The organism is Archangium violaceum (assembly GCF_016887565.1).
GTDB classification, from domain to species: Bacteria; Myxococcota; Myxococcia; order Myxococcales; family Myxococcaceae; genus Archangium; species Archangium violaceum_B.
On the sequence record NZ_CP069396.1, the window covers coordinates 5,105,521 to 5,117,825 of the forward strand.

A 12,305-nucleotide genomic window follows, 5' to 3' on the forward strand; every position below is an offset into this window, starting at 1 on the left:
GCTCTCAGGAGGCGGCGAGGAGGACCCCGGCGGCGATGACTCCCACCGCGTAGCTGACCTTGTCCTTCAGCGCGAAGACGAGCGGATCCTCGTTCACCTCGCCACGGTGGGCGAGCAGCCATACGCGCCCCACCCAGTACATCATCACCGGGCACAGCAGCCACAGCCGTTCCGGGTGGGTGTAGAGGGCCGTCACATCCTTGCTGGTGATGTAGAGCGCGAGCACCAGCACGGACAGGTAGCCGCTGGAGACGCCGAGCATGGAGAGCTGCTCGTAGTCGCCGGCCACGTACCCGCGCCCGTGCGCCGCCGTCTCGTTCGTCTGCCGCAGCCTGCGCACCTCGCTCAGCCGCTTCACCAGCGCCAGGGAGAGGAAGAGGAACATGGAGAAGGTGAAGAGCCAGCTGGAGGTGGGCACGCCCACCGCGAGCGAGCCGCCGAAGATACGGACCGTGTACAGCCCGGCCAGCACCAGCACGTCCAGCATCATCACCTGCTTGAGGTAGAACGAGTACGCCAGCGTGATGGCGTAGTAGGTGCCCAGCAGCGCGAGGAACTCGCGAGGCAGCAGCGACGTCACCGCGACCCCGGCGCCCAGCAGCACCGGGGCGAGCCACAACCCCGCGTGCACCGACAGCGCCCCCGAGGCGAAGGGCCGCCGGCGCTTGGTGGGGTGCCGCCGGTCCGAGTCCAGGTCCAGCAGATCGTTGAGCACGTACACGCTGGAGGCGCACAGGCTGAAGGCGATGAAGCCCAGCACCGCCTGGAGGAGCATCGGCAGGTTCAGCGCCTTGTGCGCGGCCAGCAGCGGCACGAAGACGAGCACGTTCTTGGCCCACTGGTGGACCCGCAGCGCCTTGAACATGGCGCGGGGCCCGGACACGGTGGCCCCCTGGGGGCGGGCCTCCTCGGGCCGCTCGCCCAGGGCCTCGCGCAGGCGGGCCTCGCGGCGGACCCCGGACAGCTCCTGGGCGCCATCGCTCGCGTACACCGCCTCGAAGAGTCCCAGGTGGGCGGCCACCGCCTCGGCCACCTTCTGATCGGCCGCCGTGGCCAGCACCAGCCGCCGGCCCCGTGCCTTCTCCTCGCCCAGGTGCGCGACGAGCGCCTCGTCATAGGGCAGCCGCGTGACGTCCAGCTCCACCCGACGGGCGACCTCGGCGCGCACGAAGGCACGGCCCTTGAGCCTCCACCCCAGGGACGCGAGCGCCTGGAACGGATGGTGCTTGAGCAGCCGCAGCAGCCCCTCGTGAAGGGTATGGGTGCGCGTCAGGACCCCCTCCAGCTCGACCGCGAGCGGCGGGTTGCCCCGCTGCGACTCGGAAGCGGTGGACGCGGGAGGTGAGGTGACGGGAGGTGAAGGATGCATCGCGTGCGGCCGGGCAGGATAGCGTGGCCGGGGGACCCGGCGACAGGCCTTCTCTGGAATGCAGAGGAGGGAGCGATCCGTTTCCCACCGAGCGGCTCCGGAGTCCACCCTGCATTTTTCCGGGCTGGCTGCCCACGCTCCCGCCTAGAGTCCTTCATACATGGTCACGCTCGATACCCCCCGTGCGCCGCTGGCGGCGCTGCTGCCCGACCGCTCGCAGGGCCCCCTGGACTCCGATGAGATCCTCAGCCGTTTCGTCGGCTGGGTGGAGTCCACCGGCCTGTCCCTCTACCCGGCGCAGGAGGAGGCCATCCTCGAGCTGCTGGGGGGCAAGCACCTGTTCCTCAAGACGCCCACCGGCTCGGGCAAGTCGCTGGTGGCCATGGCGCTGCACTTCAAGGCCATGGCCGAGGGGAAGGTGTCCTTCTACACCTGCCCCATCAAGGCGCTCGTCAACGAGAAGTTCTTCGCCCTGTGCGAGGCCTTCGGTCCGGAGAACGTGGGCCTGCTCACCGGTGACGCGGCCATCAACCGCGAGGCCCCCATCCTCTGCTGCACGGCGGAGATCCTCGCCAACCTGGCGCTGCGCGACGCCATGCTGCGCGCGGACTACGTGGTGATGGACGAGTTCCACTACTACGCGGACCGCGAGCGCGGCATCGCCTGGCAGATTCCGCTCATCACCCTGCCGACGACCACGTTCCTGATGATGTCGGCGACGCTGGGCGACACGCACCTCATCGAGGAGCGGTTGCAGGAGTTCAGCGGCCGCGAGGTGGTCAGCGTGCGCAGCGCGCAGCGCCCGGTGCCGCTGGACTTCGAGTACCGCGAGACGCCGCTGCACGAGACCATCCAGGAGCTCATCCGCCAGAACAAGGCGCCCATCTACCTGGTGAACTTCTCGCAGCGGGCGGCGGCCGAGCAGGCGCAGAACCTGATGAGCGTGGACTTCTCCACCAAGGAGGACAAGGAGGCCATCCGGCAGGCGCTGCTGGAGGCGCCCTTCGACACGCCCTACGGCAAGGACTTCCAGCGCTTCCTGCGGCACGGCATCGGCATGCACCACGCGGGCCTGCTGCCCAAGTACCGGCTGCTGGTGGAGAAGCTGGCGCAGACGGGCCTGCTCAAGGTCATCAGCGGCACGGACACGCTGGGCGTGGGGGTGAACATCCCCATCCGCACGGTGCTCTTCACGCAGCTCTTCAAGTTCAACGGCGAGAAGCTGGCCACGCTGAGCGTGCGCGACTTCCAGCAGATCGCCGGCCGCGCGGGCCGCAAGGGCTTCGACACGCAGGGCAGCGTGGTGGCGCAGGCGCCCGAGCACGTCATCGAGAACGTGAAGATCGCCCAGAAGGAGGCCAAGGGCGGCAAGCGCCTGCCCCGCAAGCCTCCGCCGCAGAAGGGCTTCGTCAACTACGACAAGAGCACCTTCGAGCGGCTGCAGACCGGTCTCCCCGAGCCGCTGGAGTCGCGCTTCGAGGTGACGCACGGCTTCCTCCTCAACCTGCTGCAGAGCGAGATGGTGGGCGGCGCCGAGGGCTACCAGCGGCTGGTGCGGCTCATCTTCCGCTCGCACGGCTCGGACTACATCAAGCGGCGCAACCTGAAGGAGGCGGCGGCCTGCTTCCGCACCCTGCGCAACGCGGGGCTGGTGATCGTCCAGAAGGGGCAGGAGGGCTCGGGCGCGACGGTGACGGTGGCGCCGGGGCTGCAGCGCGACTTCTCGCTCAACCAGACGCTGTCGCTGTACCTGCTGGACACGCTCAACAAGCTGGACCACGAGGCGGAGACGTACGCGCTGGACGTGCTGACGCTGGTGGAGTCCATCCTGGAGAACCCGGAGGTGGTGCTCTACGCCCAGCTGCACGAGCTCAAGGGCCAGAAGATCAACGAGCTGAAGGCCCAGGGCATGGAGTACGACCAGCGGATGGAGGAGCTGGAGAAGCTCGAGTGGCCCAAGCCCAACCGGGACTTCATCTACACCACCTTCAACGCCTTCGCGGAGAAGCACCCGTGGGTGGGCGCGGAGAACATCCGGCCCAAGTCCATCATGCGCGACATGTACGAGCGGTACATGTCCTTCCATGACTACGTGCGCGAGTACGGCCTGCAGCGCAGCGAGGGCGTGCTGATGCGCTACCTGGGGGATGCCTACAAGGCGCTCACCCAGACGGTGCCCGAGCGCTACCGCAACCAGGAGGTCAACGAGATCATCGACTGGATGCGGGCGATGATCCGCCACGTCGACCAGAGCCTGCTGGACGAGTGGGAGCGGATGAAGAACCCGGGCGAGGTCGTCGTGCGCCGGGCGGAGGCGCCGGAGCGCCGCCCGACGGACCTCACGGACGACCCGCGCGCCTTCGCCGCGCACGTGCGCAACGAGCTGCACCGGCTGCTGCGGGCGCTCGGGTACAGGCGCTACGCGGACGCGCTGGCACTGCTGCGGCTGGAGGCGGGAGGGGAGGACTGGACGGTGGCGAAGCTGGAGGCGGCGATGGCCCCCTACTTCGAGGCGAACGGGAGCGTGGTGCTCACCCCGCAGGCGCGCCGGCCGGCCAACACCTTCCTCAAGGAGACGGGTCCGCGGCAGTGGGAGGCGCAGCAGCGCATCCTCGATCCCGAGGGCCATGGCGACTGGATGCTCGACTGCGTCATCGACCTGACCGGGCGCAAGGTGGACGACGGTCCGCTGCTCACCCTGCGCCGGATCGGCACGTGACGACGCCGTGTCATCGCTGAGAGTCCCTCTTTCAACGTGAATCGGGCCGCGTGAGCGGCAGTAGTCTGGTGCCTCGTATGTCTTCCATCCGTCGTCGCGTCGATTCGCAGTTGCGCCGGGATGTCCGGCTCCTGGGCCGCCTGCTCGGTGAGGTCCTCATCGAGCAGGAGGGACAGGCCCTCTTCGATCTGGAGGAGCGCGTCCGGCACCTCTCCATCGAGCGCCGCCGCGGGCCGAAGACCGGCCGCCGGGCCGCCGCCACGCAGCTGGCCGCGCTGCTCCGGGAGATGCCCCTGGAGCAGGCCGAGCCCGTGCTGCGTGCCTTCTCCACGTACTTCCGCCTCGTCAACCTCGCCGAGCAGCATCACCGCATCCGCCGCACCCGCGAGCACGCCATCGGCGGCCAGGGAGGCCCGCAGCGGGGCTCGCTCGAGGCGGTGATGCAGACGCTGCGGCAGGCCGGCGTCCCCGCCCAGAAGGTGCGCGAGCTGTTGATGTCCATGCGGGTGACGCTCACCCTGACGGCGCACCCCACCCAGGCGGCCCGCCGCACGGTGCTGGAGAAGACCTACCGCCTGGCCCGGCTGCTGGAGAACCGCGATCGCTGCCACCTCACCCCGCGCGAGAAGACCGACACCCAACTGTCCATGCGCGAGGAGATCACCGCCCTCTGGCAGACGGACGAGCTGCGCCGCGAGCGTCCCACCGTGGGCGACGAGGTGAAGAACGTCCTCTGGTACGTGGAGGAGGTGCTCGGTGAGCAGCTGGCGCTCATGCCGGAGACGCTCGACTGGGCCTTCGAGCGCGTCTATGGCGAGCCGCTGGGAGTGCTCGCCACGCCCGTGCGCCTGCACTCGTGGGTGGGCGGGGACATGGATGGCAACCCGCTGGTGACGCCGGAGGTGCTGGCGGACACGCTGCGCGCCCACCGCGCCCGCGGCCTGCGAGCCCTGATGAACCAGGTGGCCCGGCTGGGCTGGGTGCTCACCCAGTCCGAGCGGCATGCCTTCGTCTCGGAGGAGCTGAAGGCCTCGCTCGCCGAGGACGCCGCGGCCCTGCCGGAGGTGATGGCCCGTTACGGCTCGCGCACCACGGGCGAGCCCTGGCGCCGCAAGCTGCGCTTCATCGAGGCCCGGCTCCAGGCCGCCCTGGCGTACGTCGAGGGCCGCCGCGCCGGCCGCACCGAGCCGCTTCCTCCCGCGGCCTACCGCTCGCCCGCGGATCTGCTGCGCGATCTGGAGATCCTCGAGCGCTCCCTCATCGAGGCCAAGGCGAAGCAGGGTGGGTTGAGCAAGGTGCGTCGCCTCGTCTCCCTGGTGCAGGCGGTGGGCTTCCACCTGGCCGAGCTGGAGGTTCGCACGCCCGCCGAGGACGCGCGCAGCGCCGCCGCGTCGTTGGCGGGAGGGCCCGCGCCGACGGAGGGCGGAGCGAGATTGCTGGCCGTGTTGCAGCGCATGCGCGAGGCCCAGGCCGAGTCGGGAGAGGGGTGCTGCCGCACGCTCATCCTCTCCATGGCCGCCAGCGCCGAGGACGTGCTCGCGGCCTTCCAGTGCGCGCGGGGGGCGGGCCTGTGGGACGAGGCCCGGGGGTGCGCCACCGTGGACGTGGTGCCCCTGTTCGAGCAGCTCGGGGCGCTCGATGATGGCCCTCGCATCCTGCGCGAGCTGTTCACCCACCCCGAGTACCGCCGTCACCTGCAAGCGCGAGGCGTGCAGGAGGTGATGGTGGGGTACAGCGACTCGGGCAAGGAGGTGGGGCTGCTGGCCGCCAGCGCCGCGCTCTACCGCGCCCAGTCCGCGCTCACCCAGGTGGCCCACGAGGCCGGCGTGCGCCTGCGCCTCTTCCATGGCCGGGGCGAGACGGTGGCCCGTGGCGGTGGCCCCGCGCAGGAGGCGATCCTCGCGCTCCCGCCCGGCAGTGTCGCCGGCACGTACAAGGCCACCGAGCAGGGCGAGGCGTTGGATCACAAGTACGCCCGGCCCGAGCTGGCGCGGCGCACGCTGGAGTTGGTGCTCGGCGGGGTGCTGCTGCACTCGCTGGATGCGCAGCCGCGCGTGGCTCGCGAGGAGGAGGCCTCGTTTCGCGCCACCTTCGACGAGCTGGCGGAGATCGGCCGCCGCGCCTACCGCGCGCTCGTGTGGGAGGATCCGAACTTCGTTCCCTTCTTCCAGGCGGCCACGCCCATCGAGCAGATCTCCGCGTTGCCCATCGGCTCGCGGCCCAGCAAGCGTTCCGCCGGGGGATTGGAGTCGCTGCGCGCCATTCCCTGGAGCTTCGCGTGGACGCAGAACCGCGCCATCGTCCCGGGCTGGTACGGCGTGGGCTCGGCGCTGGAGGAGCTGGGCTCACGGCCCGGAGGCCAGGAGTTGTTGAGGCGCATGTACCGCCAGTGGCCCTACTTCCACACGGTCATCGACAACGTGGCCATGGTGCTGGCGAAGGCGGACATGGCCATCGCCTCGCGGTACGCGGCGCTGGCGCCCGAGTCCACGCGTCCGTTGTGGGAGCGCATCCGCGCCGAGTACACGCGCACGCGCCGCTGGGTGAAGCAGGTGACGGGCGAGACGCGCATCCTGGAGGGGAACCAGCAGTTGCGGCAGAGCATCGCCCTGCGCAACCCCTACGTGGACCCCATGTCCTTCCTCCAGGTGGAGCTGATGCGGCGCAAGCGGGCGGGGTGTGAGAACTGCGAACGGCCGCTGTTGCTCACCTTGAGCGGCATCGCCGCGGGCATGCGCAACACCGGGTGAGGAGGGGGCTCCAGGCCGCCGGACGCCTTCCTCCAGACGCTTCCGTCCGCCCCGGCTTGGTGCATGCCCCACGAGGCATTACTCTGTCCTCAGGCCCATGCGCGTCCATCCCTATCGCGTCGACCCGGACGATCCTCGCGCGCCGCCCCAGGAGGAGTGGGAGCGGCTCTCGTCGGAGGAGCGCGCTCGCATCGTCGACAGCCTGCCCTCCGAGTTCCCCGTCTCCGAGGCCTCGACACCCGAGGGGGACCCCCACTACGAGGCCAAGTCGCGTGCGCGCGAGGTGCTCGGTGGCTACTTCGCGCGCATCGGCCGCAAGGTGTACCTGGGATGTGAGCTGCCCGTGTACTACCCGGGCGAGCCCATGTTCGCCCCGGACGTCATCGCCGTGGTGGACGTCGAGCCCCACTCGCGCATGCGCTGGGCGGTGAGCGCCGAGGGAAAGGGAATCGACCTGGCGCTGGAGATTCATGTCGCGGGTGATCGGCGCAAGGACCTGGAGAAGAACGTCGAGCGTTTCGCCCGGCTCGGCATCCGCGAGTACTTCCTCTTCGATCGGGGACGCTTGCGGCTGACTGGCTGGCGGCTGGAGGAGGGTCGGCGTGTCTACCGGCCCATCCTGCCCCAGCATGGCCTCTACTCCTCCGCGGTGCTGGGGCTGGAGCTGCAAATCGAGGACGAGCGGCTGCGCTTCTTCCATGGAGGAGCGGTGCTGCCGGAAGCGAACGAGTTGATCGCCCGGCTCGAGCGGATGGTGGAGGGCACGGAAGCACGCCGTGCCGAGGAGGCCCGCCTGCGCGAGGAGGAGGCCCGCCTGCGTGAGGAGGAGGCCCGCCTGCGTGAGGAGGAGGCGAGCCGTAGGAAGGAAGCCGAGCACAAGCTGGCCGAGGAGGCGAGCCGCAGGAAGGAAGCCGAGCGCAAGCTGGCCGAGGCGCTCGCCGAGCTGGAGCGACTGCGCGGCGGCCGGAGCTGAGCGTGGCTACGCCGCGTCGAAGTACACGCCCCGCACCCAGCGGGCGCCGGTGAAGTTCGTGCGCGCGTGGAGCATGCGCCAGTTGTCGTAGATGAGGAAGTCGCCCTTCTCGAGGCGGAAGCGGTACTGGTGGCGCTCGTCCCGTACGAGCTTCGCGAAGCGGTTGTACGCGCGGTACCACGCCTCCATCTCGGCGAAGGGCCGGCGGTGGGGCGCGAGGGTGAAGTAGCTGTAGCGGATGCGGAAGCCGCCGGGCGCGTCGAAGTCGAGGATGGGTGAGACGAGCACGCGCTCGAAGGCCTTCTGCTTGCGGTGGAAGGTCACCGGCACCGTGCGCAGCAGGTCGAAGGCGGGCCGGTCGAGGTCGGCCAGGTGGTGCGCCGCCGCGAGCGCGTCCACCACGAAGTTGTCGCCTCCCGTTTCCGCGGGCCGCTGACAGTGCAGCAGCTGGTAGCGCGGTGGCCTGTCGAGGAATGGCTGGTCCGTGTGCAGTTGGACGGCGCTGTCCGTGTAGCCGAGCTGGTCGGTGTTGCGGTTCGTCGTGTTGTCGGTGCGCAGGTCCTCGATGCGCCCGAAGTGAGTCTCGATGACGGAGAGTCCCTCGCCGCCGATGGCGTCGATGAGGGCCTCCGTGTCGGTGCCGAAGCCGCGCACGACCAGGGCTCCGGTGCGCTGGAGGGCACGCACGGCGAAGCGCCCGAGCGGCTCGTCCAGCCGCGAGGCCTCCACGGTGATGGCGGCGCTGTCGGAGGGAGGAGCGGGGGAGGGGACCCGGTCGGCCGCGTAGGCGTTCTCACGGAGCCAGTCGGCGGCGTAGCGGCTCACCTGCCCGTCGGAGCGGTCGCCCCAGTCGATGTCGAGGGCAGCCGCGTCCTCGGTGAGACGCACGTGGCGGGGGCGGAGCTCGAACGGTAGCTCGGAGGAGCAGACGATGCGCTCGCGGGTGAGGGGGTGCCGGTCCAGCTCGGAGTTGTGCCGCAGCCAGAACCAGTGGAAGTCGGCGTGGCGCGGGCCCTCTCCCGAGGCGAAGTGGACGCGCAGGAAATCATCGTGGGGCTCGAATCGGGCAATGGGCATCGGCACTTCCTCTTCCAGGAATGGCCGGACACACGGTGGGGCCGGCCAGGCTCGAGCACGCGCCCACGACGGCGCGTCGGAGACGCTCCGTGGCGAGACGCCGTGCTCAGGGGGGCGAGACGAGGGCTCCCTCGCGCCGCGCCAGCGGGTACTCCGCTGGTGCTGTCAGAGGGACGTGGCTGCTCGCCTAACAACACTCGCCGCAGCAACAGGGGCTGCAGGCGGTCGTCAGGAAGCGGGCGCACGTTGCACTCATGGTGAGGCCAGCTTAACGGCGGGTCGCGGACAGATCAACCCGCCCTACGGCACGCAGGCCCCCACGCCCGGGAAGTCCTGCAGGGGTTCGCAACGCCCGCTCTCGCAGCCCGGCGTTCCCGAGGGCGTCCGGCACAGCGCGCGGCACACCAGGCCCGCCCCGTCCCTCACGCAGGCGCTCCCCGGCCGGCAGTCGTTCGAGTACGTGCAGGGCGCGCCGTTCTCCACCGTTCCCGCCGGCACGCACACCGGTCCGCTCCTCGTCGAGGGGTAGCACCCCAGCGAGCTCGCGCAGCCCTGCGCCAGCAGATCGCACTTCGGCCCCGGTTCGCCGCACACCCGGGGCAGCTCGTCCGAGCCCTCGAAGCGCAGCACCTCGATGCAATCGCGCGGGGCCGTGCACTGCGCGCTCCCGTAGCAGAACCTCTGGCACGTGAAGGTCGTGCCCCCATCCGCCGCGGTCTGGTCCGTGCAGTACAGCCCCGCCTTGCACGTGTCGTGGAAGTGGCCCTCCGGGGTCGCCGTGCTCTGGCAGGCTCCGCCTTCCTCCACCATCTGGTCCCGCACGCAGCGCCGGCTCGTCGTGCTCCCCTGGCGCACGTAGGTGCACTTGTCCCCCTCCGGACAGTTCTGCGCCACCAGATCGCATTCGTCCGCGGGGAAACAGCGGTTGCCCTGCCCACCGTCCTCCAGGAAGCCCCGCAGGCACAGCGAGCCCGCGTCACAGCCCTGTTGCCGCGCCACGTCACAACCCGAGAGCACCTCTCCCGCGTCCCCGTCTCCCGAGTCCGGTGTCCCTCCGCCCCCGTCGTTCTTCGCCCCCGGCCCACCGTCGGCCAGCGTCCCGGAGTCATTCCCCGCGCCCCCGTTGCCGTTGCGGCAGCCACTGGCTACCCATCCACCCAACAGGAGAACACTGCACACTAGGAGAACTTTGGCCCGCATTCCTCGCCCCGTCTGGAGTAACGAACGGGACTAATAAGACGTCCGTGGAGAAACGGGCCCCCCTTGAACAAGACCTGGGGTACAGCGGACACTTGGTACTGCCACACGGTCTCCGACCGAGTGCGTCATCTCAGTGCCATTCACCCAAGACGAGAGCCCGAGGAATCAGTGCGCATGACCATGAAGACGTCCGAAGCCGCGGAGTCGCCGGCGGTGCTGCACTCCAACCGGAGGGCCCATGAGAGGGTGACGGCGACGTTCGATGTCCGCTTCCAGGAAGCCCAGGACGCGGCGCGAGCGCTGCGGGCCTACTCGCTCAACCTGTCGGCGGGAGGCCTGTGCCTGCGCACGCGCCGCTCCTACGACGTGGGCTCGCGCGTGCGCCTCCAGATGACCGTGAGCGGAGAGGACTTCGACCTCGAGGGCATCATCTCGTGGGTCCGTGACGACGCCGAGGCCATTGGCGTGCGCTTCGTCGACGTGACCGAAGCCGACCAGGCGCGCCTGCAGCGCGTGGTGGGCAGCTTCAAGCGCTGAGGCGGGGCGAGGCCGGGTGCCGCGCTACTGGCCGTGCTGGCCTTCCAGCTCGGCGTAGCGCAGCACCTGCCGGTCCATCTTCACGAAGCCGCAGGACTCGTAGAAACCCCGCAGCTCCTCCTGACCGTAGGAGCACACCTCGAGCCGCTTGACGCTCAGCGCACGCGCGCCACAGCGCTCGATGACCTGCTGCATGAGCGCCCGGCCCACGCCGCGGCGCCGCCAGCCCTCGGTCACCACCAGCTCGTCCACCGTGGCCACCCGCCCGCGCAGCCTCAGCTGCGGCCGGTGCGACAGCGACACCATGCCCACGGGGCGATCCTGCACGTCCGCCGCCACGAAGATTTCAATCTCCGGATGGCTGATGACCCAGTGGACCGTCTGGGCATCCGAGCCATGGGGGTAGCCCATCTCTCGCAGGAGCGCGGCCAGGCTCTCGGCGTCACCGCGGCGAGCACGGCGGATGCGGAAGGAGGGAGCGTCCGGGGCGGGGGTTCTGGAGGGGATCGGTTGCACGGCGCGCACAGTCTACTCAAGGGGCGGTCGACCTCGCAAAGGTAGAGGGCGGCTCCGGACTCTTCTCCGGGCCGCCCTCGCACACTTCCGCCTACCGTGAGGTGAGAATCAGGGCTGCTCGGACGCCAGCGAGCGGATGGCGGAGGTGATGTCGCCCTGCTGGGGCACCGAGGCCATCTCCAGCGTGTCCGCCAGGCCGATGCCCGGCACGAACTTGCCAGCAAGCAGCCGGGGAGGCGCCATCAGCTTGTAGAAGAGCTCCTCGACCGTGCGGCGCACCAGGTGCTCGCCGAAGTTGGTCACCTCGGTGTCCTCGTTCACGTAGAGCACGCGGCCCGTCTTCTCGACGGAGCCCTTGATGAGCTCCCAGTCGTAGGGCCACAGGGTGCGCATGTCGATGACCTCGGCGTCCACGCCCTCGTTGGCCAGGTCGTCCGCGGCCTTCTTGCACAGCGGCAGCGTGCGGCCGTAGCTGACCACCGTCACCTGCGCGCCCGCGCGCACCACCTTGCCCTTGCCGATGGGCACCGCGTACGCCTCGAGCTGCGGCCACTGCGGCTTCCACTGCGTGCGGTCACCCAGCGGCGCGTCGATCATCTTCGACAGCAGCTTGTCGTCCTCGGGCTCGCCCGGAATCCGCTCCTCGCCCTTGATGCGCAGCAGCGCCTTGGGCTCCAGGTACATGACGGGGTTGATCTCCTGGCAGGCGGAGATCATCAGCCCGTACGCATCCAGCGGGTTGGAGGGGATGACGATCTTCCAGCCCGGGATGTGCGTGGCCGTCGCGTCGAAGGAGTGCGAGTGGTAGATGGACCCGCGGATGCCACTGCCCACCGGGGTCTTCACGACCATGGGCAGGTTCCAGTCGCCGTGGGTGGCCCAGCAGGTGTTGCCGGCGATCTTCAGCAGATCGATCGTGTTGTAGATGTAGTCGGCGAACTGGATCTCCGCGACGGGCTTCGAGCCGGCCATGGCCAGACCGATGGCCATGCCGATGATGCCGCGCTCGTCCAGGGGCGAGTTCCACGCCGTCTTGAGGCCCTGCGTGGCGGTGAAGACGCCGCCCAGGGGAGCGCCCACGTCCTCGCCGAAGATGTCGGTGACGCCGAGGTTCTCCTCGGCGTAGTGCAGGGCCATGCGAACGGCCTGTGCCATGTTGGCCAT

Annotated in this window: 9 protein-coding genes; 4 read left to right on the plus strand and 5 right to left on the minus strand. The window is 69.9% G+C overall.

The window, feature by feature from the left end; translation table 11 throughout:
* Positions 1-4: 4 nt before the first annotated feature.
* Positions 5-1,369: a UbiA family prenyltransferase gene (locus JRI60_RS20965; RefSeq protein ID WP_204227620.1), complete on the minus strand. Its 1,365-nt coding sequence runs from the start codon at positions 1,367-1,369 to the stop codon at positions 5-7.
* 160 nt (positions 1,370-1,529) lie between these two features.
* On the opposite strand from JRI60_RS20965, the gene JRI60_RS20970 reads away from it, so the two are divergent.
* The 3 genes from JRI60_RS20970 (at position 1,530) to JRI60_RS20980 (ending at position 7,811) form a co-directional block, all read left to right on the plus strand.
* Positions 1,530-4,088: a DEAD/DEAH box helicase gene (locus JRI60_RS20970; RefSeq protein WP_204227621.1), complete on the plus strand. Its 2,559-nt coding sequence runs from the start codon at positions 1,530-1,532 to the stop codon at positions 4,086-4,088.
* Between the two features lie 77 nt (positions 4,089-4,165).
* Positions 4,166-6,838, plus strand: a complete 2,673-nt coding sequence (locus JRI60_RS20975) for a phosphoenolpyruvate carboxylase (RefSeq protein ID WP_204227622.1) — start codon at positions 4,166-4,168, stop codon at positions 6,836-6,838.
* Positions 6,839-6,935: 97 nt separating this feature from the next.
* Entirely contained in the window at positions 6,936-7,811 is an 876-nt protein-coding gene (locus tag JRI60_RS20980; RefSeq protein ID WP_204227623.1) for a Uma2 family endonuclease, read from the plus strand.
* 6 nt (positions 7,812-7,817) lie between these two features.
* Here the strand turns inward: JRI60_RS20980 and JRI60_RS20985 are convergent, their stop codons facing one another.
* Both JRI60_RS20985 and JRI60_RS20990 read right to left on the minus strand, forming a co-directional pair.
* Positions 7,818-8,888 (minus strand): TauD/TfdA family dioxygenase, encoded by a 1,071-nt coding sequence (locus JRI60_RS20985; protein ID WP_204227624.1) that lies wholly within the window; start codon positions 8,886-8,888, stop codon positions 7,818-7,820.
* Positions 8,889-9,188: 300 nt separating this feature from the next.
* Positions 9,189-10,049, minus strand: a complete 861-nt coding sequence (locus tag JRI60_RS20990) for a hypothetical protein (RefSeq protein WP_239470640.1) — start codon at positions 10,047-10,049, stop codon at positions 9,189-9,191.
* Between the two features lie 219 nt (positions 10,050-10,268).
* Here JRI60_RS20990 and JRI60_RS20995 point away from each other — a divergent pair, with 219 nt between their 5' ends.
* Entirely contained in the window at positions 10,269-10,625 is a 357-nt protein-coding gene (locus tag JRI60_RS20995) for a TIGR02266 family protein (RefSeq protein ID WP_204227626.1), read from the plus strand.
* A 24-nt stretch (positions 10,626-10,649) separates the two neighbouring features.
* Here JRI60_RS20995 and JRI60_RS21000 read toward each other — a convergent pair whose 3' ends face one another.
* Entirely contained in the window at positions 10,650-11,141 is a 492-nt protein-coding gene (locus JRI60_RS21000; protein WP_204227627.1) for a GNAT family N-acetyltransferase, read from the minus strand.
* A gap of 108 nt (positions 11,142-11,249) precedes the next feature.
* Positions 11,250-12,305 (minus strand): alpha-ketoacid dehydrogenase subunit beta, encoded by a 1,056-nt coding sequence (locus tag JRI60_RS21005; protein WP_204227628.1) that lies wholly within the window; start codon positions 12,303-12,305, stop codon positions 11,250-11,252.